We start from the raw sequence: 25,441 nt of genomic DNA, 5'->3' as shown, positions 1-25,441 counted from the left end.
AGCCAACGCACGGAAGGCCGCTTCGCGTGAGCTTCTCGATCGACACGGCCGGCGTGGTGCACCCGAACGGCCAGCGCGCGCTGGCCGGGGTGTCGCTCGCCGCACGCGCCGGCGAGCGCATGGCCGTGATCGGCCCGTCGGGCGCCGGCAAGACCACGCTGCTGCGCGTGCTCGGCGCCGCGCTGCGCCCGACCGAAGGCAGCGTGCGGCTGCTCGACGCATCTCCCTGGCAGCTCGACGCCGCCGCGCTGCGCAAACTGCGCGCACGCATCGGCACCGTGCACCAGGCGCCGCCGATCGCGCCACGGCTGCGCGTGGTCACGGCCGTGCTGTCGGGCCGGCTCGGCCAGTGGTCGACCGCGCGGGCGATCGCTTCGCTGCTGCGCCCTTCGGACATCGCGGGCGCGCATGCGGTGCTGTCGCGCCTCGCGCTCGAAGACCGGCTGTTCGAACGCTGCGATCGCCTCTCGGGCGGCCAGTTGCAGCGCGTGGGCGTGGCCCGCGTGCTCTACCAGCGGCCCGCGCTGTTGCTGGCCGACGAGCCGGTCTCCGCGCTCGACCCGACGCTGGCCGAGGCCACCGTGCATGAGCTGGTCGCGCAGGCCGAGGCCACCGGCGCCACGCTGGTCGCGTCGCTGCATGCGGTGGACCTGGCGCTGCGCCGGTTTCCGCGCATCGTCGGCATGCGCGATGGCCGCGTGATGTTCGATCTGCCCGCGGGCGACGTCGACGCCGCCATGCTCGACGCGCTCTATGCGAGCGAAGGCGGGCTGGAGGCCGCGCGCGCCGCCGCGCAGGCGCCGCAGGCCGTGAATGCGCTGCGCGAGCCGGCCTTCGTGCCGCCGGACTGTCCGTGAGCGCAGCGTTTTTACCCACGCGCGATCCGCAGGCGCGCGTGCGCCTGGGCTGGACGCTGCTCGCGCTCGCCATCGCCTGGCCCATGCTGCAACTGGCCGAGTTCAATCCCTCCGCGCTGTTCGCGCCGGGCAACCTCTCGGTGGTCGGTGGCTTTCTCGCGGGCTTCCTGCCGCCCGAAACCGCGCCCTCTTTCCTGGTGCTGCTGGGCCGCGCCACGCTCGAGACCCTGGCCATGGCCACGGCCGGCACCGCATTGGCGTTCGTCATCGCCGTGCCGCTGGCCTTTGCGACCACGCGCGCGCTGTCGGTTTCGCGCATCGGCCCCGGGCCCGGCCGCAAGCTGGGCGCGGTGCTGCGGCAATCGGGCCGGCTGGTGCTGATGGTGCTGCGCGCCATTCCCGAGATCGTCTGGGCCCTGCTCTTCGTGCGCGCGCTCGGCCTCGGCCCGGGTGCGGGCGTGCTCGCGCTCGCCATCACCTACAGCGGCATGCTCGGCAAGGTCTACGCAGAGATCCTCGAATCGACCGACACGCGCCCCGCGCGCGCGCTGCTCGAAGGCGGCAGCGGGCGCATCGCGGCGCTGTGCTACGGCCTGCTGCCCAACACCGCGCAGGAGCTGGCGTCGTACACCGTGTACCGCTGGGAATGCGCGGTGCGCGCCTCGGTGGTGATGGGTTTCGTCGGTGCCGGCGGGCTCGGCCAGTTGATGGACCAGTCGATGAAGATGCTCAACGGCGGCGAAGCCAGCAGCATCCTGCTGGTGTTCCTGCTTCTCGTGCTGCTGGCCGATGCGCTGAGCCATGCGCTGCGGAGGCTGCTGGCATGAAGGCACCGGTGTGCGTGCGCTGCCGCGTGGCCGCGCTCTCGATCCTCGTGGCGGTGGCCGCGAGCTTCGTCTACCTCGGCGTCGACTACAGCGCGCTCGCGAGCGGCGAATCGCTGCGCTTCATGGGCCGCTTCGTGCGCGAGTTCTTTCCGCCCGACCTGTCGCGCGGCTTTCTCGCCAAGGTCGGCTGGGGCGCGCTGCAGACACTGGCCGTCTCGGCGCTCGGCACGGTGCTCGCGGCCGCGGCGGGAGCAGTGCTCGCGCTGGCGGCCGCGGGCCGTGCGGGCGCGGTGCTGCGCCACGCAACGCGCTTCGTGCTCAACCTGCTGCGCAGCGTGCCCGAACTCGTGTGGGCCGCGCTCATGGTGCTGGCCGCGGGCATCGGGCCGTTCGCGGGCGCGCTCGCGCTGGCGCTGCACACCGCGGGCGTGCTCGGCCGCCTGTTCGCCGAAAGCCTCGAGAACGCGCCGCGCGAGCCCGAACAGGCGCTCGCCCTCGGCGGCGCCGGCGCCGTGGCCGCCTTCGGCTACGGCAGCCTGCCGCTGGTGCTGCCGCAGTGGGTGGCCTATGCGCTGTATCGTTGGGAAATGAACATCCGGATGGCGGCCGTGCTCGGCTTCGTCGGCGGCGGCGGGCTCGGCCAGCTGCTCTATTTCCACCTGTCGATCTTTCAGCAGCAGCAGGCCATGACGGTACTGATCGCCATGTTCGCGCTGGTGGCGCTGGTCGATCTCGCGAGCGGCCGGTTGCGCGCTACCCTGGGACATGCCCATGCCTGACCATCCCAACCCCCGCCACCAGCCGACGCGCGTGGCCGACCTGCCGCGCTTCGACACCATCATCGACGCGCGCTCGCCCTCGGAGTTCGCGCTCGACCACATTCCCGGCGCCATCAATTGCCCGGTGCTCGACGACGAGGAGCGCCGCATCGTCGGCACCATCTACAAGCAGACCGGCGCCTTCGAGGCGCGGCGCGTGGGCGGCGCGATGGTGGCGGCCAACCTTGCGCGGCACCTGCGCGAACGCTTCGGCGAGCAGCCCCCCAGCTGGCGCCCGCTGGTGTATTGCTGGCGCGGCGGGCTGCGCAGCGGCTCGATGGTCACCTGGCTGCGCCTGGTCGGCTGGGACGCGCAGCAGCTCGCGGGCGGCTACAAGAGCTACCGCCACCACGTGCTCGCGCAGATCGAGGCCGCCGTGCCCCAACTGCAGCTGCAGGTGATCTGCGGCGCCACCGGAAGCGCCAAGACGCGCGTGCTGCAGGCGCTGGCCGCGCGCGGTGCGCAGGTGCTCGACCTGGAGCACCATGCGAGCCACAAGGGCTCGCTGCTCGGCGCGCTGCCCGGCGTGCCGCAACCTTCGCAGAAGCAGTTCGAGACGCGCATCGCCACCTGCTTCGAGACGCTCGACCTCGCGCGCACGGTGTACGTGGAAGGCGAGAGCGCGCGCATCGGCAGGCTGTCGGTGCCCATCCCGCTGGTCGCCCAGATGCGCGCGGCCGCCTGCATCGAGGTGCAGGCCGATGCCGCGGCGCGCCTGGACTACCTGCTGCGCGACTACGCCTACCTCGGCGACGATCGCGAGGCGCTCGCCGCCCAGCTCGGCAAGCTCAAGGAGATGCAGGGCAAGGCGGTGGTCGAACGCTGGCAGCAATGGGCGTTCGAAGGCGCGCTCGCGCCGCTGTTTGCCGAACTGATGGCGCTTCACTACGATCCGCACTACGAGCGCTCGCAGGCGCGGCACTTCGCGCAATGGCCGCAGCGCCGGCAGGTCGCGGCGCCCGATCTCACGGAGGCGGGCATCGAGGCGGTGGCCGACGCGATCCTTCGCCTCGGCTAGCGCCGCCGCCCCTTCAGGACTGGAGCGAATCACCCATGTGTAGAAGCATCAAGACCCTGTACAACTTCGAGCCGCCCGCCACCGAGCAGGAGATCCGCGCCGCCGCACTGCAGTTCGTGCGCAAGCTCAGCGGCTTCAGCGTGCCGTCGAAGGCCAACGAGCAGGCCTTCGAGCGCGCAGTCGACGAGGTGGCCGCGAGCGCCGGACGGCTGATCGGCGCGCTGGTCACGAGCGCCGAACCGCGCGACCGGGCCATCGAGGCCGAGCGCGCGAAGGCCAGGTCGGCGGCGCGCTTCGGCACCTGAACGTTATTCACTGGAGAAAAACACCCATGCCCATCGAACTCTGGCTCGCCTTCGTCGCCGCCTCGGCCGTGCTGCTGGTCATCCCGGGGCCAACCATCCTCACGGTCATCAGCTACTCCATGTCGCACGGCCGGCGCGCCAACGTGCCGCTGGTCGCGGCGGTGGCGCTGGGCGACTCCACTGCGCTGGTGGTGTCGCTGCTCGGCCTCGGCGCCCTGCTGGCGGCCTCTGCGTTCTGGTTCACGGTGGTGAAATGGGCGGGCGGGTTGTACCTGCTCTATCTCGGCATCAAGCTGCTGCGCGCCGGCATCGGCAACACTGACATCGCGGCCCCGGCCGCGCCCGATTCGCGTTGGCGGCTGTTCGCCAACACCTACCTCGTGACGGCACTCAATCCCAAGGGCATCGTGTTCTTCGTGGCCTTCCTGCCGCAGTTCCTGAGCCCCGCAGCCGACGTGACGCGCCAGCTGTGGGTGCTGGCGATCACCTTCGTGGCGATGGCGGCGCTGAACGCCACGCTCTATGCGGTGTTCGCGGGATCGGCGCGCAGGTTGCTGGCCTCGCCGCGTGCGCAGAGGCGCTTCAACCTTGCGGGCGGTTCGCTGCTGAGCGCGGCCGGCGTCTGGGCATTGTTGGCACGCCGGCCCGCCTGAGCCGCCTCAGCGGTTCGGATTGTTCGGCCGGCGGTCGTAGCGGTTCGGCACGCCGTCGTTGTCGCGGTCGCGGTCATAGCGGTTGGGCACACCGTCGCGGTCGCGGTCCCAATCGCCATGGGCCGGGCGCGGCGGCGGCGGACGGTCGTAGGCGGGGGCGACGACGCAGCCGGCCAGCACGGCCGATGCGACCAGCAGAAGGGGCAATGTCTTGTTCATGATTTTCTCCTTGGCGTTGTGGGAAGCCGGCCTGCGCTGCGGCAAACCGAATCCGCATTGAAGTCCACCTCCGTCTCGACGCGGTATCCGCTGTGAGGCTCGCACGTGAAGTTCGTTACGGGATGTGGTGCGTGTTGCGACTTTGGACATTTGGCCGCCCAGGCGAAGGCAGCGGCGCGCCTGTTTCGGGGTAGGTGCAGTTCCCGTGGCGGGATCGTCGGGCGTTTGGCCGAGAATGGCGCGCAGCGCCTTGCTCGCACGCTTCTTTTTCCATGCCGTACCGCCCGCCCCTCCTCGCCCGACACCGCCGCCTCGCCATGGCGCTGGTGGCTGCCGTGGCATGCGCGCACGCGGTACCCACCGCCGCGGCGGTGATGCGCTTCGACGAGGTGAAGCGCGGCTTCCGGCCGTCGGACACGGCGGTGCTCGACCGCCACGGCGAGTTGCTGCAGCGCGTGCGCACCGACGCCAGCGTGCGGCGCGGCCAGTGGATCGCGCTGGCCGACGTGTCGCCCGCGCTGCGCACGGCCATGGTGCTGAGCGAGGACCGGCGCTTCTACGAGCACAGCGGCGTCGACTGGCGCGCGGTCTCGTCGGCGGCCTGGGGCAATCTCTGGAACACGCGCACGCGCGGCGCATCGACCATCACGATGCAGCTCGCCGGCCTGCTCGACGAGGACCTGCGCCGCGCCAACAGCGGCCGCACCCTGTCGCAGAAGATCGGCCAGACGGTGGCAGCCGCGCAGCTGGAACGCAGCTGGCGCAAAGACCAGATCCTCGAGGCCTACCTCAACAGCGTGCCGTTCCGCGGCGAGATCGTGGGCATCGATGCACTCTCGCGCACGCTGTTCGGCAAGGCGCCTAGCGGGCTCGATGCGCGCGAGGCCAGCGTGGCCGCCGCGCTGGTGCGCGCGCCCAATGCCAAGCCGGCGGTCGTGGCGCAGCGCGCCTGCGACGTCATGCGAGCCATGGCGCCGGGCGAAAAGATCGACTGCGAGGCGCTCGACATGTTCACCAGCGCCGCGGTGCAGCGGCGCGCCTTCGATGCGAGCGAGGGCATCGCGCCGCATGCCGCACGCCGCGCGCTGAGGGACCTGCGCGAGTCCGCCGCGACCGGGCGCGAGGACGACGCCAGCGTGCGGACCACGTTGCGCGCGCCGCTGCAGCGCTTTGCGCTCGAGACGCTGCAGCGCCACCTGAAGGAGCTGCGCGGCCGCCATGTGGAAGACGGCGCGCTCGTGGTGCTCGACAACGCGAGCGGCGAAGTGCTGGCGTGGGTCGGCTCGTCGGGGCCGCTGAGCCAGGCGGCCGAAGTGGATGCGGTCACCGCGCTGCGCCAGCCGGGCTCCACGCTCAAGCCGCTGCTCTATGCGCAGGCCATCGCCGAGCGGCGCATCACGGCCGCGTCGCTGATCGACGATTCATCGGCGCAGATCGGCACCGCCAGCGGGCTCTACATTCCGCAGAACTACGACCGCCGGTTCAAGGGGCCGGTGTCGGTACGCACCGCGCTGGCCGCATCGCTCAACGTGCCGGCCGTGCGCACCCTGGTGATGGTGTCGCCCGAATCCTTCGCGCGCCAGCTGCGCGCCGCAGGCCTGCCGCTGCGCGAGAGCGGCGACTACTACGGCTACAGCCTCGCACTCGGCAGCGCCGAGGTGTCGCTGCTGTCGCTGGCCAATGCCTACCGCGCACTCGCCAACGGCGGGCGCCACGGGCCGACGACGCTGGTCGCGCGCGCGCCTGCCGCCGTGCGCAAGCCCGTTGCGCCGGTGTTCGATCCGCGTGCGGCCTTCATCGTCGGCGACATCCTGTCCGATCCGAATGCACGCATGCGCACCTTCGGGCCCGACAGCCTGCTTTCCACACGCTTCTGGACCGCGGTCAAGACCGGCACCAGCAAGGACATGCGCGACAACTGGGCCCTGGGGTGGTCCGAGCGCTACACGGTCGGCGTGTGGGTCGGCAATGCGAGCGGCGCCGCGATGTGGGACGTGAGCGGCACCACCGGCGCGGCGCCGGTGTGGGCCGAGCTGATGCGCTTTCTGCATGCGCGCGAACCGAGCCGCGCGCCGCGCCCGCCGGCCGGCGTGGTCGCGGCGCAGGTGGCTTTCGGCGCGGGCGAAGACGGCAATGCGCTCGAAGCCGCACGCAGCGAATGGTTCGTGCAGGGCACCGAACAGCCGCTCTTCGCACTCGACACCGGCAGCACCGGCGCACCCGCGGGCGCAGTGCCTGCGCGCATCACCGCGCCGGCCGACGGCACCATCATCGCGCTCGACCCCGACATCCCGCCGTTGCATCAGCGCGTGCGCTTCGAGTCCGAAGGCCGCGGCGTGCAGTGGCACCTCGACGGCAAGCCGTTCGCGCGCGGCAACAGTGCGCAATGGCTGCCCTGGCCGGGCCGCCACGTGATCGAACTGGTGGACGCCACGGGCAAGGTGGTCGACCGGCGCCGACTCGAGGTGCGCGGCGCCGGCGTGCTCGCCAAGAGCGCAAGCCGGCGTTAACAATTGCCCTGCCGCCGACTGCGGCATTCCGGCTCGGCCAGAATTCATCCAATGATTCAATGACCCACCGGGTCGTTCGCCCCCTTTCTCTTCTTCGCATCCATGCTCCTGCAGGCACCTCGCACTTCCCTGGCCGACAGCGCGGCCAACAGCATCCGCGCCGAGATCGCGGCTGGCCGCTGGCCGGTCGGCTCGCGCATTCCGATCGAACCGCAGCTCGCGCAGTTGCTCGGCGTGAGCCGCGGCACCGTGCGCGAAGCGGTCAAGACGCTGGTCTCGCGCGGCCTGCTCGAAGTGCGGCAGGGCTCCGGCACCTACGTGCGCTCGGGCTTCGATCCGTCGGCCAGCCTGCAGAAGCTGCGCCGCGCGAGCCTGCGCGACCAGTTCGAGGTGCGCCGTGCGCTCGAGGTGGAGGCCGCGCGCCTCGCGGCCGTGCGCCACACCGCCAAGGACTTGCGCAACCTCCGGGCCCTGCTCGCCAAACGCGGCGTGCCCGATGCCGGCGACGGCGGCGCGGCCTTCGTCGAGCGCGACCTCGCCTTCCACCTCGCGATCGTCGATATCTCGGGCAACCTCGCGCTGGCCGAGACCTGCCGCTTCATCGGCGGCTACATCAAGGAAACCATCGCCAGCACGATGCACACCGCCCTGCCCGAGCCCGACAGCGCCGCGCATGGCGCGATCGTCGATGCCATCGCGAGCCGCGATCCCGACCGCGCGGCCGAGGCGGTGCGCACCTTCCTGTCGCCGATGATCGACGCGCTCGCGCGGGAGGCGGAATGAGCGCAATCCCCGTGCAGACGGTGGCGGCCAGGGAGTTGCTGATCGACGCCGAGGCCGACAGCCTGCCCGCACCGCGCGCCACGCCCGCGCCGAGCCTGGCGCGCCGCGTCCTGCTCGGCGCCAGCGTGGTGCTGATCGCCTTCAACCTGCGCCCCGTGTTCGCGAGCCTCTCGGTGGTGCTGCCGGAGATCATCCAGGCCACCGGCCTCTCGGCCACGGCCGCGAGCCTGTTGACCACGCTGCCCATCGTCTGCCTCGGCGCCTTCGCGCCGCTCGCGCCCTGGCTCGGCCGGCGCTTCGGCACCGAGCGCACGCTGCTCGGCTGCATGCTGCTGATCCTGGTGGGCACCGCGTTGCGCGGCATCGGCAGCATCCCGCTGCTGTTCGTGGCCTCGGCCATTGCGGGCAGCGGCATCGCGGTGGCGAACGTGCTGCTGTCGGGCCTGGTCAAGCGCGACTTCGCGCAGCACGCGGCGCTGATGATGGGCCTCTACACCATGGCCGTGTGCGGTGGTGCGGCCAGTGCCGCGGGCCTGACGGTGCCGCTCGAGCATGCGCTTGGCGGCGGCTGGACCGGCGCGCTCGCGATGTGGGCGGTGCCCGCGCTGCTGGTCACGCTGCTCTGGGCGCCGCAGGCACTGCCGCTCGAACCGGTCGCGAGCGAATCGGGCTTCACCGTGCGCGGCCTCTGGCGCGATCCGCTGGCCTGGCAGGTCACCTTCTTCATGGGCTTGCAGTCGGCGCTCGCGTACATCGTGATGGGCTGGCTCGCGCCGATCCTGCGCGAGCGCGGGCTCGGCAGCGAAGTGGCCGGCTACGTGGTGTCGCTCTCGGTCATGACGCAGGTGGTGACCTGCCTCGTCGTGCCCGCGCTCGCGGTGCGGTTGCGCAACCAGCGCGCGCTCGCGGCGGTGCTCTCGCTGCTCACCGTGGCGGCCATGCTCGCGATGCTGATCGCGCCGCTCGGCGGCGTGTGGCTCTGGGGCGTGCTGCTGGGCATCTCGCAGGGCGGCACCTTCGCGCTCGCGCTCACGATGATCGTGCTGCGCTCGCGTGATTCGCACATCGCGGCCCATCTCTCGGGCATGGCGCAGGGCGTGGGCTACATGGTGGCCGCGCTCGGCCCGCTCGTCGCGGGCCTGCTGCACGGCTGGACCGGCAGCTTCCGCGCGTCGGCCTGGCTCTTCGTCGGGCTCGGCATTGCGCTGGTGCTGGCCGGCCTCGGTGCGGGCCGCACGCTCTACGTCGGGGCGGTGACGGTACCGCGGCGTGGAGGAGGCGCCTGAGAACCACCGCCCGAGCGTGCCGCGCGGCCGGAGCGGATGACATTCTTGTGGCTGATCCGGGAGGTTCGTCACGCGATGCTGGCTTTTCAATCGACGGGGCCGTGCCGCTGCGTGCACGCCCGATATAGTCCGCCGAAACCGCCACTCAACCGCCGTACAGGACGACATGAACAAGCTTGCAGAACAGATCGCCTCGACGTTGCTGCCCGGAATGTTCCTGCCCGATGCTTTCGAGCAGCTGTTCACCTGGATCGAAAGCCGCGAGCTTTATGTCGATGCCGAGAAGGGGCGTATCGGCTTTCTTTTTCCAGACGCGGAGATGCAGGCCGGATGGATCGATAGCAGCCGGCCCGGCGGTACGCTCATCGAGTTCGCCGCGCAGGGCAATGCGCATCTCAAGTACTGGTTCGGGCACGAGCGCCCCGAGGTGCTGAACCGGCTTTGCGTGTTCGCGAAGACCGGCGCCGATGGGTCGATGGCCGCGTTCTGGCTGGACCCCTCCGGACAGCAGAGGATCGTCCACCTCGGGTCCGGCTCCGGATCGACGATGGTCTGTGTTCTTGCAGACACTCCTGTCGATTTCCTTCGCTTGCTGGCCATCGGTTACGACGAGATCTGCTGGGGCGAGCAATTCGCCGAGCCGCCAGCCACCCAGCCAACGGATGAGACGTTCGCAGTCCAACCCAACAAGGCCTTCCAGGAATGGGTCTGCGCCACCTTTGGCGTGACGCTGCCGTCAGCGGGATCCGAAATCGTTCCGCACCCCGACAACATGGGCGGGTCCGACTCCCAGGATGCGTTCAATCGCTGGGTGACGGCGAACGTTGCCTAGGCGTCCCAGCTACTGCGGCCCGCCGCAGAACCCGACCCGCTCGGTCGTGGTGGCGGCGAAGTGCAGGCGCGAGGTGGTGGCGGCGTTCGCGGGCGCATGCGCCGGCCAGTCGCTCTGCAGCCAGGTGTATTGCCAGCGGTAAGGCTCGCCGGGCCGCACCGGTTCGCCATAGGTGATGCGCAGGCTGCCGCTGCTTTCGTCGTGGCAGTGCTTCGACTGCTTGTATTCCTTCTCGCTGAAGCAGGCGCGGACCATCTTCGTGCACGAAAAAGGAATGCCCTCGGCCACCATGCGCGTGCCTTCGAGCGGCACGAAATCGGCCTTGCTGAACGCGGCGCCGCCGCCCGAATACGACTCCGACACTGTCTGCACCACGGCCACGGCCCACTGGCCCTCGGCCACGGGATAGAGCGCGGGCGCGAGCGACAGGTCTGCCCCCGACATCGGGTTGCCAGAGTCCTTGCGGATGGCTTCGGCATAGCCGCTGAAGTCGTGCAGCCGCTGCAGCTGCCAGCCGCCCGCGCCTTTGCCGCTGCCGCCGCGCTGCACACGCGCAATGGCAAGCGGCTCGACCGAGACCACCGCATAGTCGCCTGCGGCGCCGCCACGCGGCTTGTACAGCCCCAGCGCCTGCGCGACGCAGGGCTGGGGCAGCAGCGCGCAAAGGCGCACGCGCCAGTCCGGATCGACCGCCTCGGGCTTCTGCACCGCGACGAACACCTGGGCCGATGGCGTTGCCGCCAACGCCGGGCCGGCGGCCATCGACAAGGCAAGGAGCATCGGCAGCGCCGAAGCAGCAGCGGGGAGAAAGGCGGGCGGCTGGTTCATCGCCGGCAATGGTAGCGACGCGATGGCAAAGATGCTGCTACCAAATAATGCCAGGCTACCCACTGCCCGCACCGATGGGGTAGCCTTTGCCGTGGGCCGCCGTGGCCCGCAACGCATGGAGCGACGACGCATGACCGACAGGATCCTGGTTCTCTATGGCTCGTACCGCTCGGACCGCATGGGCATCCGGCTCGCCGACTACCTGGTCGCCGGGCTGCGTGCGCGCGGTGCCGACGCCGAACTCGTCGACGCCCAGGCCGTCGGGCTGCCGATGCTCGACCGCATGTACAAGGAATATCCCAAGGGCAGCGCACCGCCGGCCATGGAAGCCCTGGCACAGAAGATCAAGGCCGCCGACGCCTTCGTCTTCGTCACAGGCGAATACAACTGGGGACCGCAACCGGGCCTGAAGAACCTCACCGACCACTTCCTCGAGGAATGGTTCTGGCGCCCCGCGGCCATCGCGAGCTACTCGGCGGGGCGTTTCTCGGGCGTGCGCTCGGGCACGGCCTGGCATTCGATCCTGTCGGAAATGGGCATGGTCGTAGTGTCGAGCACGCTCGCCGTCGGGCCGATCTCGCAGACGCTCGATGCGGCAGCCAAGCCCACGGGCAGCGCGGGCGAGTCGCTGGACCGCGCCTTCGGCCGCTTTGCCGACGACCTCGCATGGTGGACCGAAGCGGCACGCGCGCAGCGCTCGCGCAAGGCACCGCCTTACTGAGCACGCGCGGATCGCCCGCGCAATCTGGCAGAGAACGTGAGGCCTCTCGTTGCCTTTGCGCGCGGGCTTTCCTACACTCGGCGCCATGCAACGCCAGGCTCCCATCCGCGACACATCGCGCACGGTCTTCACCGTGCGGATGATGGCGGGGTCGCACCAGACCCTCGCACATCCCTGAGCCCGGCGGTCAGCCTCCCCCTTCCCTTTTTCAGCATTCACATCGACCGCCGGGCACCCGCCCCGCGCGGTGGCGCGCCCCTTTCTGCGGGCATGCCGCGCTTTTTTCCAAGCTGATTTCTCCCGCTGTTCGCGGCCGCATCGCCTCCATGCAGGCGGGTGCGGCCGCGGCGGCCTTGCCATGCGGAAAGAGCACCGATGAACATCCAATCCATCCTCGCGCTGACGGACCTGTCCGTGCGCGGCCTGCACACCGTGGCGCGCGCGGCCTTCCTTGCGCAGGCGCACGGCGCTCTGCTGAAGATCATGTATGCGCCCGCGGCCTTCGCGGCGCCGGCCGATGCCGACGCGGCCCAACGCCTTGGCGCGCTCTGCCTCGAGACGGCCGAGGGCTTCGGCATCCTCGTGAAGAAGGTCGACGATGCCAGCGGACGGTTCGATGCCGCCGCGGAAGAGGCGCGCTGGTGCGACCTGATCGTGATCGGCGACGAGGTCGACCGTTCGCTCCCGGCCTTCTTCCACGGCCAGGCCGCCGAGCGCCTGCTGCGCAGCGCGGCCAAGCCCGTGCTGGTGAGCCGGCTCGCTGCTGCTGCGGCGGCGGGCGGCTACGCGCGCATCCTCGTCGCCGTCGATCTGCGGCGAGACGCGGGCGCGCTGGTCGACATGGCCTGCGCCTTCGACGGTGCGGCCGAGGTCGAGATGTTCCACGCCTTCAGCCCCGCGTACGAAGGCAAGCTGCGCTACGCCGACGTGTCGACGCGCATCATCGAGCACTACCGCGAGACCTGCGCACGCCATGCGCGTGAGCGGCTGCTGCGGCTGTCGGACGCGTCGAGCGCGCGCCGCAACCGCGTAGTCTCATCTGTCGGGCGCGGCGACCCCGCGCGCCAGTTGGCCGTGCAGCAGCAGTACACCCGCGCCGACCTGCTGGTGGTCGGCAAGCGCAGGCGCCCGGCGCTCATGGACTTTCTCTGCGGCAGCGTGGCGCAGCGCGTGCTTCGCGGGGCCGCGAGCGACGTGCTCGTGGTGCCGCACGACGCCATCGCCCAACGGCAGGCGCGCTTCAGATGCGAGGTGCGGATGGACTGAATCCGCCGCCTCAGCGCCCCGCGCCGCGCGGTCCGAACATGATGATCGCCATGCCGATGAAGCACACCGCCACGCCGACCCAGTCGCTCGTGGATGGCGTCACCTTGTCCACAGCCCAGAGCCACAGGATGGCAACGCCGATGTAGACCCCGCCGTAGGCCGCATACACGCGGCCCGCGGCCGTCGGATGGAGCGACAGCAGCCACGCGAAAAGCGCCAGGCTCAGTGCCGCCGGCACCAGCAGCCAGGCCGAGCGGCCTTGCTTGAGCCAAAGGTAAGGCAGGTAGCAGCCGACGATTTCGGCCAGCGCGGTGACGATGAAGAGGCCGAAGGTCTTGAGAACGTCCATGGCGCCTAGTCCCGAAACCAGATCTTGAGCGTGACGTACACCGCATAGCCCAAACCGAGCACCAACCAGGCAAGGAAGAACATGTTGGCCCAGTAGTCGCCAGCATTCGTTGCCAAGGTGTAGACCTGCATCTTGCAGGCCTTGCCGACGCATGGCACTTCGCCCCTGACCAGCGCGCGTGCGAACTCGAACAGGAAGTAGCAGGCCAGCGCAGCGGCCATCAGCAAGCCCACCGGCCCCGCGACCCCTTCGTTGCGTTCGCCGTTCTCGTTCCAGCGCCCCTTGCGGAGCTGTTTCTGCCCGTATTTGTACCAGGCGAATCCAAGCAGGAGCATCAGAAAGTAGTAGAGGGCGGTGATCATGTCGTCGAACCGTGGCGCTGTGAAAAGAGCGCGTCGGCACGGATCGTATCCGAGCAACGGAGCGTCACGTCGACGACCGCTGTGCCCTGTTGGACGCAGGGCGTCCCCGTCGCCTGCTAGCCCGAATACCCCGCCAGACGCGGCAGGAACAGCACCAGGTCGGGCCACACCGTCACCAGCGCCAGTGCGCCGAACATGACCAGCAGGAACGGAAAGGCTTCCCGCACCAGCACCGCCATCGAGACATTGGCGATCTTGCTCATCATGAACAGCAGCAGCCCGTAAGGCGGCGTGACGAGGCCGATCATGATGTTCAGCACCGCCATCACGCCGAAGTGCACCGGGTCGATGCCCAGCGACACCGCGGTCGGCAGCAGCACGGGCAGGATGATCAGGATGATGGTCGAGCCTTCGAGGAAGGCGCCGAGCACCAGCAGGATCAGGTTGACGAGCAGCAGAAAGGCCATCGGCGAAAGGCTCAAGCCCTTCATCGCGGTGCTCAGCGTGGCGGGAATGTTCTCCGACGTGATCACGTAGTTGAACACCAGCGCACCCGCGATCAGCATGCCGATCGAGACGCTCATGCGCGCGCTCGACAGCAGCGACTGGTACAGGTCGGCCCAGCGCATGCTGCGGTAGAGCCCGACGGAGATCAGCAGCGCATAGGCGGCGGCGATGCCGGCGGCCTCGGTGGGCGTGGTCACGCCGCTGTAGAGGCAGCCGAGCAGGATCACCGGCAGCATCAGCGCCGGCAGCGCTTCGCGCGTGATGCGCGGCATCTCGCGCAGCGGCACCCTCGGCTCCACCGGAAAGCCGCGGCGCCGCGCGAGCACGTAGATCAGTGCCATCTGCACCGCACCGAGCAGCAGGCCGGGCAGCACGCCGCCGATGAAGAGATAGCCGATCGAGGTGCCCGACACCAGCGCATAGAGCACCAGCGGGATCGAGGGCGGCAGGATGGGGCCGATCACCGCCGAAACCGCGCTCAGCGCGGCGGCGAAGCCCGGCGTGTACTTGCCGTCGCGGGTCATCATGGCCTGCATCAGCTTGCCGGAGCCCGCGGCATCGGCCAGCGCCGAGCCCGACATGCTCGCGAACACAATGCTCTGCAGCACGTTGACCTGCGCGAGTCCGCCCGGAAAGCGGCCCACGAGCGCATTGCAGAAGCGCAGCAGCCGGTCGAGGATGCTGCCCGAGCTCATGATGGTGGCCGCGAGGATGAAGAGCGGAATCGCGAGCAGCAGAAAGCTCGAGTAGGTGCCGTTGAGCAGCTGCTCGGCCGCGGCGCCCATGTCCATGCCCTTGAGGTACAGGTACAGCACCGAGCCGGCGATCATCGCGTGGCCGACGGGCACGCCGAGCAGGCTGAGCGCCACGATCGCGTAGAGCGCCAGCGAGAGGGGACTGGTGAAATTCACAATGCGGAGGGAGAAGCGGATGGATCGGCAGGCGCGGTGCGCGCGGGTCCGCGCACGAGCAGGCGAAGGTTGCGGGCGATGACGGCCACGACGAAGACGAGGTAGATCGCATAGAGCCAGTCCATGCGAATGCCGAGGTACGAGCTCTTCTCGACCTTCATGAAGCTCACGTAGTCGTACGACGCGGGCAGCGACATGCCGAACAGCACGATCACGCCGAGCGAGGCCACGGCGCCGGCGACGCGCCGCACGCGCCGGCTGGCGATGCCGGCGACGATGTCGATGCGGATCTCTTCCTCGTCCTTCAGCACGAAGGCCGCGCCCCACAGCACCAGCCAGAGCCAGGCCGCGAGCGAGAGCTCGGTGGTCCAGCCCACGGGCCAGTCGAAGATGTAGCGCGCAGCGATCTGCACGATGAAGGCGACGAAGATCACCGCCAGAAGCGTGGCCGCAACCGCCTCGGCGAAGCGGTGCAGCAGATGGAGGATGCGGCCGAGCATTGCAGCAGCCGCCTTCACTTCATGGCGTTGATCTTGTCGAGCATGCCGGCCGGCCAGCTCTTGGCGTCGGCCGAGGCGAGGTACGCCTTCTGCGCATGTGCACGGAAGGCGGCGATGTCGGGCGCATACACCTCGAGCCCCTGCTTGCGGAAGCTCTCGGCCAGTTCAGCCTCGCGCTTCTGGTGCTCGGCGGTGCTCCAGGCGATGGCCTTGTCGGCGGCGGCCTGGAAGGCCTGCTGCTTCGCGGGCGCCATGCCCTGCCAGGTCTTCATGTTGACGGCCAGCACGTCGAAAGCCACGAGGTGCGAGGTCAGCACGATCTGCGACATGACCTCGTAGAACTTCATGTTCTGCACGTTCGGCAGCGGGTTGTCCTGGCCGTCGATTGCGCCGGTCTGCAGGCCGGTGTAGGTCTCGGCGTAGGCCATGGGCGTGGGGTTGGCACCGAGCGAGCGGCCCAGCATCTGCCAGGTGTCGCCGGGCGGCATGCGCAGCTTGATGCCGGCCAGGTCGGCGGGCGCGTTGATGCGCTTCTTGGGCTTGATGCCGACGTGGCGCGTGCCGAAGAAGGTCGGCCCGAGGATCTTCACCTTGAGCTGGTCTTCGACCATCTTCTTCATCTGCGTTGCGAGGTCGCTCGCGAAGAAGCTGTTCAGGTGGTTGGCGTCGCGGAACAGGTAGGCCGAGGTGAGCAGCGACCATGCGGGCACCTGCTTGGAGATGTCCTGCGGCGCTATGTTGCCCATCTCGAGGTTGTCGCGCTGCAGCGCCACGAGTTCGGTGCCCTGGCGGAACAGCGTCGAGTTGAGGAACATCTCGACCTTGAAGTCGGCCTCGATGTCCTTGGCGAACTGCTTCATCATGTCGGCGCGAATGTCCTTGTCGGAGAACACGGCGGCGAAGCGCAGCGTGGGCTGGCCCTGGGCCCAGGCCGGCACGGCGGCACCGGCGGCCAGCGCGGCACCCGCGCCCAGCAGCGTGCGGCGGTCGATGGAACGGTTCATGGTTTTGTCTCCTGTTTTCTCTTGGCGATTGGAATGATGAACGAAGGCGAAGGCGGGCTCAGGCCGCGGTGGCCGCCGCGGGCTCCGGCGCCAGCCGCTGGGCCAGCGCCCGGAGCGCGAGCTCGTAGCCGAAGGGCCCGAAGCCGCAGATCACGCCGGTGGCCGCCAGCGAGACCAGCGAATTCTGATAGAGCGCGTCGCGCCGATGGATGTTGGTCACGTGGACTTCGGCGATCGGCTGGTCCAGCGTCTTGAGCGCATCGAGCAGCGGGATCGAGCGGAACGACAGCCCCGCCGGATTGATGACGACCGCCGCGGCACGCTCGCGCGCTTCCTGTACCCAGTCGACGAGCACGCCTTCGTGGTTGCTCTGGCGAAATTCGCAGCCGAGGCCCAGTTCGTCCGCCACGCGGCGGCAGAGCTGCTCCACCTGCGCCAGCGTCGTGCTGCCGTACAGGTGCGGCTCGCGCACGCCGAGCAGGTTGAGGTTGGGGCCGTTGAGGATGTAGACGATGGGACGCATGCGGCCGATTCTTCGGCCCGGCCGCCAAAGGCTTTCCAGACTGGAAACCTATTTCATAATGCGGCGCATGAGCATCTCCCTCGACCGTGGCCTCTCCGTGCTGGAGCATCTCTCGCACCATCCGCAGGGGCTGCCGCTGACGCTGCTCGCGTCCGAGCTCGACATTCCGCCGAGCGCCTGCCACCGCTTGCTCGCGGAGCTGCAGCGCCGCGGCTACGTGCGGCAGGCACGCAAGCAGGGCGACTATGTGCTGACCACCAAGGTGGTGTCGCTCGGGCTCGGTTTCCTGAGCGGCGCGGGCATCGTGAACGTGGCCGAGCCGCTGCTGGAGCGGCTCGGGCAGGCTTCGGGCGAGCTGGTCCGCCTGTCGATCGTCGACGAGGATCGCCTGACCTGGGTCGCCAAGTCGCAGGGCCTGCGCCAGGCGGGGCTGCGCTACGACCCCGACATGGGCATGGACGCGCGCCTGTCGTGCACCTCGTCGGGCCATGCCTGGCTGATGACGCTGAGCGACGAGCGCGCGCTCGAACTGGTCTCGCGCCAGGGCTTCGGCACGCCGGCCGAATACGGTCCGAAGGCGCCCACGACGATCCGTGCGCTGCTCGGCTACCTGCACGCGGCGCGGGTGCGCGGCTACGCGATGATCGACGAGGTCTTCGCGCCCGGCATGTCGGCCATGGCCGCGCCGGTGTTCCGCCGCAAGGAAGTGATCGGCGTCATCAGCATCGCGGGGCCGCGCACCCGCCTGGGCAGCGACCGCATGCACGAACTCGCGCCCGCGCTGCTGGCCGCCACCGCCGAGCTCGGGCCGGTCAGCAATGCGTCGAGCCTGTTCGGGCGGCCCGCGCTCGGCAAGGGCTGATCGGGCCCGCTTCTTCCCGCGCGGATTGCAGGATCAGGCAAGAACGCCGTTCGATTCGTCTACCGCCCGCCGCAGTGTCGGCACGAAACTTCCCTGCATGGCCGGCGCAGCCCCTGCGCCATGCTTCAGACAGACCGCAGAGGAGTTTCACATGAGCGCAATCCAGGAGAAAGTCGTCCTCATCACCGGCGCGAGCGGCGCCATCGGCGAAGCCACTGCGCGCCTGCTGGCACGCCGCGGCGCCAAGGTGGTGCTCGGCGCCCGCCGCACCGAGCGGCTCGAGGCGCTGGCCGGGCAGATCGCGACCGAAGGCGGCACCGCGAGCTGGCAGCGGCTCGACGTGACGTGGCGCCCCGACGTCGAATCTTTCGCCGAATTCGCGCTCGAGCAGCACGACCGCATCGACGTGCTGGTCAATGCCGCTGGCGTGATGCCGCTCGCGCCGCTGTGGACGCGCAAGGTCGACGAGTGGGAGCTGATGATCGACGTCAACCTGCGCGGCGTGCTGCTCGGCATGGCGGCGGTGCTGCCGACGATGCAGGAACAGGGCGCGGGCCACATCGTCAACGTGGCGCCGGTGCCGGCCGAGGGCGTGTCGCCGAACTCGGCCGTCTACTGCGGCACACAGTATGCGATCGACGCGGTTTCCGAAGGCCTGCGGCAGGAGCATGCCGGGCGCATTCGCGTGACGGTGGTGCGCCCCGACGTGAGTGCGGCGAACATCACGCTGGCCGACCACATCGCGGCCTGCAGTGCGTTCGAGCGCATGGTCACGCGGCGCCGCATCGCGGTGCCCGCCGAGGCGGTGGCGCGCTCGATCGCCGGCGCGATCGAAGGCGGCAGCATTGCCGCGCCACGCCGCCCGGCATGGCGGCCGCGGCCGGCCGAGCACGCCGCGTTCTGACGCCGTTCAGGCCCGCGGCTCGGCGGGCAGGTAGATCCGCGTCAGGCCCTTGGCGATGGCGTCGACGATCTGCTCCTTGCGCAGCCCGATGTGCTCCTTGAGCACGCGCTGCGCCGCGGTTTCGTCGCGCGCGGCCAGCGCCTTCAGGATCTGCTGGTGCTCCTTCTGCGTGGCGTTGCGCCCCACGTTCTCCATGTCGATCCAGCGGATGAAGCGGATGCGCTCGTTCAGCACGCCCAGCATGCGGCGCAACTCCTGGTTGCGTGCCATGTCGGCAATGCGCAGATGGAAGCCCTCGTCGAGCTCCACCAACTGCTCCACCGGCGCATCGGGCGGCGCCTTCTGGCTCGCAGCCAGGTAGGTCCGGGCCTGGGCGATGTCCTCGTCGGTGGCGCGCAGGATCGCCAGCGACAGGCAGGCGCTTTCGACGGCCACCCGCGCCTCGTACAGGTCGAGCGTCTCCTGCACATCGAGCGGACGGCGCACGAAGCCGCGCGTGGCGGGCAGCAGGAAGCCGTCGTTCACCAGCCGGGCCAGCGCCTCGCGCACGGGCGTTCGGCTCACGCCCAGCCGCTCGGCCAGCTCGATCTCGCTGAGGCGCTCGCCCGGCTTGAGCTGGTAGGAGATCGCCATGTCGCGCAGCGCCTCGAAGACGCCCGAGCCCCGTTCGCGCCGCAGCTTGGAGATGGGTGTGACGGGGCCGGGCGCGACCACCGGGCTGCCGCTTGTCTTGTGCATGTTTTTAAGTATACTGAAATGCGTTCTTAACTGGACCCCCACAGGGTCCACCCCGCTGGAGCTTATCGAATGTCATCCATGAACGGCGCGGACGCGCTGGTGCGCATGCTGCAACTCAACGGCGTCAAGCACATCTTCGGACTGTGCGGCGACACCAGCCTGCCCTTCTACGACGCACTGGCGCGCCTCGACCACGGCATGGACCACGTGCTCACGCGCGACGAGCGCAGCGCCGCCTACATGGCCGACGCCTATGCCCGCGTCACCGGCAAGCCCGGCATCTGCGAAGGTCCGAGCGGCGGCGGCGCGACCTACCTGCTGCCCGGACTGGTGGAAGCCAACGAATCGGCCATTCCGGTGCTGGGCATCACCTCGGACGTGTCGGTCGGCGCGCGCGGCAAGTTCCCGCTGACCGAACTCGACCAGCAGGCGCTCTACCAGCCGCTGACCAAGTGGAACACCACGATCGACCGCGTCGACCAGATCCCGCACGCGGTGCGCAGCGCCTTCCGCGCCATGGTCACCGGCCGGCCCGGCGCCACGCACATCTGCCTGCCCTACGACGTGCAGAAACACGCCATCGATCCGGCTGAGGTCTGGGCGCAGCCGGGGCACGACCGCTACCCCGCCTACCGCTTCGCGCCCGACCCGGCCGAGGTCGAACGCGCGGCCGACAAGCTGGTGGCGGCGCGCTGCCCGGTCATCGTGTGCGGCGGCGGCGTGGTCATCTCGGGCGGCCATGCCGCGCTGGAGGCGCTGGCCACGCAGCTGAACGCGCCCGTCTGCATCACCATCAGCGGCAGCGGCAGCCTGCCGAGCAGCCATCCGCTGAATGCGGGCGTGATCGGCACCAACGGCGGCGTCGAGGCCACGCGCGATGTCATCGCCGAGGCCGACCTGGTGCTGTTCGTCGGCGCGCGCGCGGGCTCGACCACCACCGAACACTGGAAGATGCCGGCACGCGAGGTAGCGATCCTGCACCTGGACATCGACCCCGGCACCATCGCCACCAACTACCGCACCGACGTGGCACTGGTCGGCGACGCACGCCTGGGCCTGGCCGCGCTGGCCGCGGCGGTGGGCGAGCGCATCGCGCACCGGCCGGCCGATGCCGCCGACGGCCGCGCGATCGTGGCGCGCAGCCGCGCGCAGAAGCAGGCCTTCTTTGCCGGGCTGGCCCGATCGACCGATCGCCCGATCAAGCCCGAGCGGGTGGTCGATGCACTGAACCGGCTGCTGCCCGCCAATGCCGTGGTGGTGGCCGACCCCGGCACGCCGTGCCCGTATTTCGCCGCCTACTTCGACGCACCGCAGGCCGGGCGCCACTTCATCACCAACCGCGCCCACGGTGCGCTCGGCTTCTCGATGGCCGCAGGCGTCGGCGCGGCGTTCGGCCGGCCCGACGCCATGGTGGTCTCCGTGATGGGCGACGGCAGCTTCGGCTTCACCTGCGGCGAGATGGAAACCATCGTGCGACGCGGCGTGCCGTTGAAGATGATCGTGTTCTCCAACGCGGTGTTCGGCTGGATCAAGGCCAGCCAGAAGACCGGCTACGACGAGCGCTACTACTCGGTCGACTTCAACCGCACCGACCATGCGCGCGTGGCCGAGGCCTTCGGCGTGAAGGCCTGGCGCGTGGAAGACCCGAGCGAGCTGGAGGCCGCGCTCAAGGCGGCGCTGGCGCATGACGGTCCGGCGCTGGTCGACGTGCTCTCGCAGCCGTTGCAAGACACCGCCGTGCCGGTCAGCCAGTGGATGGGTTGAGCAAGAATCGAGCGTCCAACAGCAGTCACTCACATCGAAAGGCCAACAAGATGCAGTTCCCGATCCATCGCCGCCGCGCCCTGCTGGCCGCGGCCGCCCTGAGCCTGGCGGGCGCCGCCGCGGCCCAGCCGTCCGACGCGCCGCTGCACATGGTGGTCACCTTTCCGCCTGGCGGCAGCACCGACATCGCGGCGCGCATCATGCAGCCCGAGCTCGAAAAGCGCCTGGGCCGCCCGGTGGTGGTCGAGAACCGGCCCGGCGCCGCGAGCCAGCTGGCGACCAGCCACGTGGCCAAGTCGGCGCCCAACGGCAACACCGTGCTGGTGGCCTTCGACACGCACGCCATCAACCCCATCGCCAAGTCGCGCCTGCCCTACGACACCTTCAAGGACTTCACCGGCGTCACGCTGGCGGTGCGCTTCCCGCTGGTGATCGGCGCCTCGGCCTCGGTGCCGGCCAAGGACCTGCGCGGCTTCATCGACGCGGCGAAAAAAGAACCGTCGCGCTTCAGCTACGCATCGACCGGCGTCGGCTCCATGAATCACCTGGTCATGGAAGACATCAAGCGCCGCGCTGGCGTCTATGTGCTGCACGTGCCCTACGGCGGCGGCGGGCCGGCCGTTCAGGCGGTGGTGGGCAACGTCTCGCAGCTCACGCTGCTGAGCTACGCCGCGCTCAAGGGCCAGATCGCCGCAGGCAAGATCAAGCCGCTGGCCGTCACGGGCACCGAGCGCCTGCCCGACCTGCCGGACGTGCCCACCGTGGCCGAGTCGGGCTTTCCGGGCTTCCAGGCCTATTCGTGGATCGGCATCTTCGCGCCCGCGGCCACGCCGGCCGACAAGCTGGGCCCGCTCACCGAAGGTTTCCGCGCCGCGCTGCAGGCGCCCGAGGTGAAGAACAGGCTCACGCAGGCGGGCTTCGAAGTGATGGCCACCGATGGGCCGGGCGTCGACCGCCATGCGCGCGCCGAGTTCGAGCGCTGGACCGCCTTCGTGCGCGAGACCAAACTGAAGCTGGAGGAATGACGATGCCCATGGCGCTGGACCATGTGGTGATCGCGGTCGAATCGCTCGACGAGGCGGTGGCCGACTACCGGCTCGCCGGCTTCAACGTCATTGCCGGCGGCAGGCATCCGGGGCGCAACACCGCCAACGCGCTCGCGGTGTTCGACGACGGCAGCTACCTCGAGCTGATCGCCTACTCGGCGCCTTCGCCCGAAGAGCGCTGGTGGCGCGTGCTCGATGCGGCCGGTGAGGGCCTGGTCGACTTCGCGCTCTGGCCAGAGGACATCGATGCCGCCGTGGCCGCCGCGCGCAAACGCGGGCTGGCCGAACTGACCGCCGTGCCCGGTGCCCGGCAGCGGCCCGATGGCGTGCGCATCGCCTGGAGCTCGGCGCGGCAGGTGCGGCACGACCTGCCTTTTCTCTGCGCCGACATCACGCCGCGGGCGCTGCGCGTGCCCGAAGGCGACGTGCGCCGCCATGCCAACGGTGTGCGCGGCATTGCCGCGGTGCAGGTCGCCGTGCACGACGTCGAGGAAAGCCTGGCGCGCTACCGCATGCTGCTCGGCCCCGATGCGATGGCCGGTGATGGCCGTGTGCGCCTGCAGGGTTTCGACATCGCGCTGCACGCCGAGCCCGGCCGCTCGCGCGGCGAAGGGCCGAGCGCCATCACGTTGAAAGTCGATGCGGCCGGCAACCCTGGCCAGATCGACCCGGCGCTGACGCACGGCGTGGCGTTCGCGCTGACCGGTTCGTAGCACCGGGGGGCCCGCGTGGGGCTTGGCTAACATCGCCCCATGGTTTCCACCACGCGCCTTCCGTCGACCCAGGGTCTGCTCGCTTTCGAGGCCGTCGCGCGGCTGCGCAGCGTGAACCTTGCCGCCGAGGAGCTCAGCGTCACGCCGAGCGCGGTGAGCCACCGCATCCGGCAGCTCGAACTGCAGCTCGGACTCAAGTTCTTTTCCGGCGGCGATTTCGGCCTCAGCACCGACGGCCTCGCCTACCTTGCCCGCGTGCGCGAGGCCATCGCCGCGCTGCAGCAGGTGCCCGGGCGCGAGCCCGCATCGCAGCTGCGGCGGCTGCGCGTGGCCGTCACGCCCACCTTCTCGCGCCAGATGCTGCTGCCGCGGCTGGCACAGTTTCGCGATGCCTATCCGAACATCGAACTGATGCTGCAGGTCACCATGCCGGTGCGCAACCAGACTGCCGAGGAAGCCGACCTCGAACTGCGCTTCGGCAGCGGACCCTTTCATGACCGTGAGTTCTGCCAACTGCTGGCCGACGATGTGTCGCCGGCCTGCAGCCCGGCCTACCTGGCACGCCACGGGCCATTCGAAGAGGGCTTTGCGAGCGAGGCCGAGATCGCGCGGGCCCAGCTGCTGCGCACGCCGCTCGAGTCGTGGCGCATCTGGTTCAAGGCCTGCGACATCGGACTGCCCGAGCCGGCCACGGGCCATCAGTTCAACGACCTGGGCCTGGCCCTCGACGCGGCCGCCGAGGACTTCGGCGTCGTGCTGATGCACCTGCGGCTCGGCCGCGCCTGGCTCGAGAGCGGGCGGCTGGTGCGGCTTTCGGCGCGCAGCGTGCCGTCGCCCAATGCGTACTTCCTGTGCTGGCGCCCGGGCGCGATGGAGCGCTGGGAGTGCGCGACGTTCGTCAAATGGCTGCGGCAGGCGCTGCGCGACGGCGCACAGCCCTGAATTCTTTTCAGCACCGCCGCGGGTATTTTTCAGATCGGCCGCGCCGCGGCGCGCCACACTCGGCGCGGGCGCAGCCTGCCTGCTGTCCATAATGGCGCGCCAACGCCGCACCGGCCGACCCCTACAAGCGATACCGAGGAGACACCCCTTGCCCGACCTTTCCAAGATCACCACCATCGAAGACCTGCGGGTGATCGCCAAGCGACGCGTGCCGAAGATGTTCTACGACTACGCCGATTCCGGCGCGTGGACCGAAGGCACCTACCGCGCCAACGAAAGCGACTTTCAGAGCATCAAGTTGCGCCAGCGCGTGGCGGTGAACATGGAGGGCCGCAGCACGCGCACCACCATGGTCGGCCAGGACGTCGCCATGCCCGTGGCCATTGCGCCGACCGGCCTCACGGGCATGCAGCATGCCGACGGCGAGATCCTCGGCGCGCGCGCGGCCAAGGCCTTCGGCGTTCCGTTCACGCTGTCGACCATGAGCATCTGCTCGCTCGAGGACATTGCCGAACACACCGGGCGCCATCCGTTCTGGTTCCAGCTCTACGTGATGAAGGACCGCGACTTCATCGAGCGCCTGATCGAGCGCGCCCGCGCCGCCAACGTGTCGGCGCTGCAGCTCACGCTCGACCTGCAGATCCTCGGCCAGCGCCACAAGGACATCAAGAACGGCCTGACCGCGCCGCCCAAGCCCACGCTGAAGAACCTGATCAACCTTGCGACCAAGCCGCGGTGGTGCATGGGCATGCTCGGCACGAAGCGCCGCACCTTCGGCAACATCGCCGGCCATGCCAAGGGCGTGAAGGACCTGTCGTCGCTGTCGTCGTGGACCGCCGAGCAGTTCGACCCGGCGCTGAGCTGGGCCGACGTGGAATGGATCAAGAAGCGCTGGGGCGGCAAGCTGATCCTCAAGGGCATCATGGACGTGGAAGACGCACGCCTGGCGGCCGCGAGCGGCGCCGATGCGCTCATCGTATCGAACCACGGCGGACGCCAGCTCGACGGCGCGCCGTCTTCCATCGCCGCGCTGCCCGCCATCGTCGATGCCGTGGGCCGCGAAATCGAGGTCTGGATGGACGGCGGCATCCGCAGCGGCCAGGACGTGCTCAAGGCGCGCGCCCTGGGCGCTCGCGGCACGCTGATCGGCCGCAGCTTTCTCTATGCCCTGGGCGCGTACGGCGAGGCGGGCGTGACGCGCGCGCTGCAGATCATCCACCGCGAGCTCGACCTCACGATGGCCTTCTGCGGCCGTACCGACATCGACACGGTGGATTCGGGGATCCTGCTGCCGGGGACGTTCTAAGCCCCCATCGGCTGCAGGCTTGCGGCAACGGCTGACAAGCACGCCCCAAAAGGCGTGCCGAGAATGACGGTTCCAACAACATCGCCC

28 protein-coding genes are annotated in these 25,441 nt (G+C 69.8%); 19 read left to right on the top strand and 9 right to left on the bottom strand.

Annotated features, from left to right (window positions below; genetic code table 11):
- Positions 1-26: 26 nt before the first annotated feature.
- Genes AC3A6R_RS24330 through AC3A6R_RS24305 form a run of 6 tightly spaced genes read left to right on the top strand, consistent with a single transcriptional unit; the run spans position 27 to position 4,478 of the window.
- Positions 27-857 carry a phosphonate ABC transporter ATP-binding protein gene (locus AC3A6R_RS24330; protein ID WP_487865863.1) on the top strand — a complete coding sequence of 277 codons (831 nt, stop codon included), beginning with the start codon at positions 27-29 and terminating at the stop codon, positions 855-857.
- Positions 854-1,684: a PhnE/PtxC family ABC transporter permease gene (locus tag AC3A6R_RS24325; RefSeq protein WP_487865862.1), complete on the top strand. Its 831-nt coding sequence runs from the start codon at positions 854-856 to the stop codon at positions 1,682-1,684. The genes AC3A6R_RS24330 and AC3A6R_RS24325 overlap by 4 nt, the downstream gene beginning before the upstream one ends.
- Positions 1,681-2,463: a phosphonate ABC transporter, permease protein PhnE gene (gene phnE, locus AC3A6R_RS24320; RefSeq protein WP_487865861.1), complete on the top strand. Its 783-nt coding sequence runs from the start codon at positions 1,681-1,683 to the stop codon at positions 2,461-2,463. The genes AC3A6R_RS24325 and phnE overlap by 4 nt, the downstream gene beginning before the upstream one ends.
- Positions 2,456-3,520: a tRNA 2-selenouridine(34) synthase MnmH gene (gene mnmH, locus AC3A6R_RS24315; RefSeq protein WP_487858411.1), complete on the top strand. Its 1,065-nt coding sequence runs from the start codon at positions 2,456-2,458 to the stop codon at positions 3,518-3,520. Before phnE ends, mnmH begins: the two co-directional genes overlap by 8 nt.
- A 35-nt stretch (positions 3,521-3,555) precedes the next feature.
- Positions 3,556-3,825: a DUF2277 domain-containing protein gene (locus AC3A6R_RS24310; protein ID WP_487858412.1), complete on the top strand. Its 270-nt coding sequence runs from the start codon at positions 3,556-3,558 to the stop codon at positions 3,823-3,825.
- A 26-nt stretch (positions 3,826-3,851) separates the two neighbouring features.
- A complete protein-coding gene (locus AC3A6R_RS24305) occupies positions 3,852-4,478 on the top strand; it encodes a LysE family translocator (RefSeq protein ID WP_487858413.1) in 627 nt (208 codons plus the stop codon).
- A gap of 6 nt (positions 4,479-4,484) precedes the next feature.
- Here the strand turns inward: AC3A6R_RS24305 and AC3A6R_RS24300 are convergent, their stop codons facing one another.
- Positions 4,485-4,697 carry a thrombospondin type 3 repeat-containing protein gene (locus AC3A6R_RS24300; RefSeq protein ID WP_487865860.1) on the bottom strand — a complete coding sequence of 71 codons (213 nt, stop codon included), beginning with the start codon at positions 4,695-4,697 and terminating at the stop codon, positions 4,485-4,487.
- Positions 4,698-5,014: 317 nt separating this feature from the next.
- Between AC3A6R_RS24300 and pbpC the strand changes: the two genes are divergently transcribed.
- From pbpC to AC3A6R_RS24280, 4 genes are all read left to right on the top strand, one after another.
- Positions 5,015-7,207, top strand: a complete 2,193-nt coding sequence (gene pbpC / locus AC3A6R_RS24295; RefSeq protein ID WP_487865859.1) for a penicillin-binding protein 1C — start codon at positions 5,015-5,017, stop codon at positions 7,205-7,207.
- 102 nt (positions 7,208-7,309) lie between these two features.
- Complete coding sequence (locus AC3A6R_RS24290) at positions 7,310-7,990, top strand: FadR/GntR family transcriptional regulator (RefSeq protein WP_487865858.1); 681 nt, start codon at positions 7,310-7,312, stop codon at positions 7,988-7,990.
- Entirely contained in the window at positions 7,987-9,276 is a 1,290-nt protein-coding gene (locus AC3A6R_RS24285) for a CynX/NimT family MFS transporter (RefSeq protein WP_487865857.1), read from the top strand. The genes AC3A6R_RS24290 and AC3A6R_RS24285 overlap by 4 nt, the downstream gene beginning before the upstream one ends.
- A 166-nt stretch (positions 9,277-9,442) precedes the next feature.
- On the top strand, positions 9,443-10,108 hold the full coding sequence (locus AC3A6R_RS24280; RefSeq protein WP_487865856.1) for a hypothetical protein: 666 nt from the start codon (positions 9,443-9,445) through the stop codon (positions 10,106-10,108).
- 9 nt (positions 10,109-10,117) lie between these two features.
- On the opposite strand, the gene AC3A6R_RS24275 is transcribed toward AC3A6R_RS24280, so the two are convergent.
- Positions 10,118-10,936: a hypothetical protein gene (locus AC3A6R_RS24275; protein WP_487865855.1), complete on the bottom strand. Its 819-nt coding sequence runs from the start codon at positions 10,934-10,936 to the stop codon at positions 10,118-10,120.
- Between the two features lie 130 nt (positions 10,937-11,066).
- On the opposite strand from AC3A6R_RS24275, the gene AC3A6R_RS24270 reads away from it, so the two are divergent.
- Together AC3A6R_RS24270 and AC3A6R_RS24265 are read left to right on the top strand one after the other, a co-directional pair.
- A complete protein-coding gene (locus AC3A6R_RS24270; RefSeq protein ID WP_487858419.1) occupies positions 11,067-11,657 on the top strand; it encodes an NADPH-dependent FMN reductase in 591 nt (196 codons plus the stop codon).
- 375 nt (positions 11,658-12,032) lie between these two features.
- On the top strand, positions 12,033-12,923 hold the full coding sequence (locus tag AC3A6R_RS24265; protein WP_487865854.1) for a universal stress protein: 891 nt from the start codon (positions 12,033-12,035) through the stop codon (positions 12,921-12,923).
- Between the two features lie 10 nt (positions 12,924-12,933).
- Here AC3A6R_RS24265 and AC3A6R_RS24260 read toward each other — a convergent pair whose 3' ends face one another.
- From AC3A6R_RS24260 to AC3A6R_RS24235, 6 genes are all read right to left on the bottom strand, one after another.
- Positions 12,934-13,272: a YnfA family protein gene (locus AC3A6R_RS24260; RefSeq protein WP_487858421.1), complete on the bottom strand. Its 339-nt coding sequence runs from the start codon at positions 13,270-13,272 to the stop codon at positions 12,934-12,936.
- Positions 13,273-13,277: 5 nt separating this feature from the next.
- A complete protein-coding gene (locus AC3A6R_RS24255) occupies positions 13,278-13,634 on the bottom strand; it encodes a hypothetical protein (protein WP_487858422.1) in 357 nt (118 codons plus the stop codon).
- Positions 13,635-13,750: 116 nt separating this feature from the next.
- The gene (locus AC3A6R_RS24250; RefSeq protein WP_487858423.1) at positions 13,751-15,052 is read right to left on the bottom strand and encodes a TRAP transporter large permease; all 1,302 of its coding nucleotides are present in this window, start codon (positions 15,050-15,052) and stop codon (positions 13,751-13,753) included.
- Positions 15,049-15,552: a TRAP transporter small permease gene (locus AC3A6R_RS24245; protein ID WP_487858424.1), complete on the bottom strand. Its 504-nt coding sequence runs from the start codon at positions 15,550-15,552 to the stop codon at positions 15,049-15,051. Before AC3A6R_RS24245 ends, AC3A6R_RS24250 begins: the two co-directional genes overlap by 4 nt.
- Positions 15,553-15,566: 14 nt before the next feature.
- Positions 15,567-16,556, bottom strand: a complete 990-nt coding sequence (gene dctP / locus AC3A6R_RS24240) for a TRAP transporter substrate-binding protein DctP (RefSeq protein ID WP_487865853.1) — start codon at positions 16,554-16,556, stop codon at positions 15,567-15,569.
- Between the two features lie 58 nt (positions 16,557-16,614).
- A complete protein-coding gene (locus AC3A6R_RS24235; RefSeq protein WP_487858426.1) occupies positions 16,615-17,079 on the bottom strand; it encodes a type II 3-dehydroquinate dehydratase in 465 nt (154 codons plus the stop codon).
- A gap of 67 nt (positions 17,080-17,146) precedes the next feature.
- Here AC3A6R_RS24235 and AC3A6R_RS24230 point away from each other — a divergent pair, with 67 nt between their 5' ends.
- The gene (locus AC3A6R_RS24230; RefSeq protein ID WP_487858427.1) at positions 17,147-17,941 is read left to right on the top strand and encodes an IclR family transcriptional regulator; all 795 of its coding nucleotides are present in this window, start codon (positions 17,147-17,149) and stop codon (positions 17,939-17,941) included.
- A 151-nt stretch (positions 17,942-18,092) separates the two neighbouring features.
- Positions 18,093-18,845: an SDR family oxidoreductase gene (locus AC3A6R_RS24225; RefSeq protein WP_487865852.1), complete on the top strand. Its 753-nt coding sequence runs from the start codon at positions 18,093-18,095 to the stop codon at positions 18,843-18,845.
- Positions 18,846-18,851: 6 nt separating this feature from the next.
- Here the strand turns inward: AC3A6R_RS24225 and AC3A6R_RS24220 are convergent, their stop codons facing one another.
- On the bottom strand, positions 18,852-19,583 hold the full coding sequence (locus AC3A6R_RS24220; RefSeq protein WP_487858429.1) for a GntR family transcriptional regulator: 732 nt from the start codon (positions 19,581-19,583) through the stop codon (positions 18,852-18,854).
- Between the two features lie 69 nt (positions 19,584-19,652).
- On the opposite strand from AC3A6R_RS24220, the gene AC3A6R_RS24215 reads away from it, so the two are divergent.
- From AC3A6R_RS24215 to AC3A6R_RS24195, 5 genes are all read left to right on the top strand, one after another.
- Positions 19,653-21,347, top strand: coding sequence for a thiamine pyrophosphate-binding protein (locus tag AC3A6R_RS24215; RefSeq protein ID WP_487858430.1), 1,695 nt, complete (start codon positions 19,653-19,655; stop codon positions 21,345-21,347).
- A 50-nt stretch (positions 21,348-21,397) separates the two neighbouring features.
- A complete protein-coding gene (locus AC3A6R_RS24210; protein WP_487858431.1) occupies positions 21,398-22,372 on the top strand; it encodes a tripartite tricarboxylate transporter substrate binding protein in 975 nt (324 codons plus the stop codon).
- Positions 22,373-22,374: 2 nt separating this feature from the next.
- A complete protein-coding gene (locus tag AC3A6R_RS24205; RefSeq protein ID WP_487865851.1) occupies positions 22,375-23,106 on the top strand; it encodes a VOC family protein in 732 nt (243 codons plus the stop codon).
- A gap of 39 nt (positions 23,107-23,145) precedes the next feature.
- Positions 23,146-24,048 (top strand): LysR substrate-binding domain-containing protein, encoded by a 903-nt coding sequence (locus AC3A6R_RS24200; RefSeq protein WP_487865850.1) that lies wholly within the window; start codon positions 23,146-23,148, stop codon positions 24,046-24,048.
- A gap of 148 nt (positions 24,049-24,196) precedes the next feature.
- Positions 24,197-25,354, top strand: coding sequence for an alpha-hydroxy acid oxidase (locus AC3A6R_RS24195; RefSeq protein ID WP_487858434.1), 1,158 nt, complete (start codon positions 24,197-24,199; stop codon positions 25,352-25,354).
- Positions 25,355-25,441: the final 87 nt, after the last annotated feature.

The organism is Variovorax sp. Soil_C_19, from assembly GCF_057657255.1.
Note: the sequence above shows the minus strand (reverse complement) of the source record. Positions and strands in the feature narration are given on the sequence as shown.

What these genes read in the sequence shown, in the direction of transcription:
- AC3A6R_RS24225 (WP_487865852.1), top strand. Translation starts at nt 18,093, where the DNA reads ATGAGCGCAATCCAGGAGAAAGTCGTCCTCATCACCGGCGCGAGCGGC.
- AC3A6R_RS24255 (WP_487858422.1), bottom strand. Translation starts at nt 13,634, where the DNA reads ATGATCACCGCCCTCTACTACTTTCTGATGCTCCTGCTTGGATTCGCC.
- AC3A6R_RS24300 (WP_487865860.1), bottom strand. Translation starts at nt 4,697, where the DNA reads ATGAACAAGACATTGCCCCTTCTGCTGGTCGCATCGGCCGTGCTGGCC.
- AC3A6R_RS24285 (WP_487865857.1), top strand. Translation starts at nt 7,987, where the DNA reads ATGAGCGCAATCCCCGTGCAGACGGTGGCGGCCAGGGAGTTGCTGATC.
- AC3A6R_RS24260 (WP_487858421.1), bottom strand. Translation starts at nt 13,272, where the DNA reads ATGGACGTTCTCAAGACCTTCGGCCTCTTCATCGTCACCGCGCTGGCC.
- AC3A6R_RS24205 (WP_487865851.1), top strand. Translation starts at nt 22,375, where the DNA reads ATGCCCATGGCGCTGGACCATGTGGTGATCGCGGTCGAATCGCTCGAC.
- AC3A6R_RS24230 (WP_487858427.1), top strand. Translation starts at nt 17,147, where the DNA reads ATGAGCATCTCCCTCGACCGTGGCCTCTCCGTGCTGGAGCATCTCTCG.
- mnmH (WP_487858411.1), top strand. Translation starts at nt 2,456, where the DNA reads ATGCCTGACCATCCCAACCCCCGCCACCAGCCGACGCGCGTGGCCGAC.
- AC3A6R_RS24290 (WP_487865858.1), top strand. Translation starts at nt 7,310, where the DNA reads ATGCTCCTGCAGGCACCTCGCACTTCCCTGGCCGACAGCGCGGCCAAC.
- AC3A6R_RS24305 (WP_487858413.1), top strand. Translation starts at nt 3,852, where the DNA reads ATGCCCATCGAACTCTGGCTCGCCTTCGTCGCCGCCTCGGCCGTGCTG.
- AC3A6R_RS24310 (WP_487858412.1), top strand. Translation starts at nt 3,556, where the DNA reads ATGTGTAGAAGCATCAAGACCCTGTACAACTTCGAGCCGCCCGCCACC.
- AC3A6R_RS24270 (WP_487858419.1), top strand. Translation starts at nt 11,067, where the DNA reads ATGACCGACAGGATCCTGGTTCTCTATGGCTCGTACCGCTCGGACCGC.
- AC3A6R_RS24210 (WP_487858431.1), top strand. Translation starts at nt 21,398, where the DNA reads ATGCAGTTCCCGATCCATCGCCGCCGCGCCCTGCTGGCCGCGGCCGCC.
- pbpC (WP_487865859.1), top strand. Translation starts at nt 5,015, where the DNA reads ATGGCGCTGGTGGCTGCCGTGGCATGCGCGCACGCGGTACCCACCGCC.
- AC3A6R_RS24200 (WP_487865850.1), top strand. Translation starts at nt 23,146, where the DNA reads ATGGTTTCCACCACGCGCCTTCCGTCGACCCAGGGTCTGCTCGCTTTC.
- AC3A6R_RS24280 (WP_487865856.1), top strand. Translation starts at nt 9,443, where the DNA reads ATGAACAAGCTTGCAGAACAGATCGCCTCGACGTTGCTGCCCGGAATG.
- AC3A6R_RS24245 (WP_487858424.1), bottom strand. Translation starts at nt 15,552, where the DNA reads ATGCTCGGCCGCATCCTCCATCTGCTGCACCGCTTCGCCGAGGCGGTT.
- AC3A6R_RS24220 (WP_487858429.1), bottom strand. Translation starts at nt 19,583, where the DNA reads ATGCACAAGACAAGCGGCAGCCCGGTGGTCGCGCCCGGCCCCGTCACA.
- AC3A6R_RS24235 (WP_487858426.1), bottom strand. Translation starts at nt 17,079, where the DNA reads ATGCGTCCCATCGTCTACATCCTCAACGGCCCCAACCTCAACCTGCTC.
- AC3A6R_RS24275 (WP_487865855.1), bottom strand. Translation starts at nt 10,936, where the DNA reads ATGAACCAGCCGCCCGCCTTTCTCCCCGCTGCTGCTTCGGCGCTGCCG.
- AC3A6R_RS24215 (WP_487858430.1), top strand. Translation starts at nt 19,653, where the DNA reads ATGTCATCCATGAACGGCGCGGACGCGCTGGTGCGCATGCTGCAACTC.
- AC3A6R_RS24265 (WP_487865854.1), top strand. Translation starts at nt 12,033, where the DNA reads ATGAACATCCAATCCATCCTCGCGCTGACGGACCTGTCCGTGCGCGGC.
- phnE (WP_487865861.1), top strand. Translation starts at nt 1,681, where the DNA reads ATGAAGGCACCGGTGTGCGTGCGCTGCCGCGTGGCCGCGCTCTCGATC.
- dctP (WP_487865853.1), bottom strand. Translation starts at nt 16,556, where the DNA reads ATGAACCGTTCCATCGACCGCCGCACGCTGCTGGGCGCGGGTGCCGCG.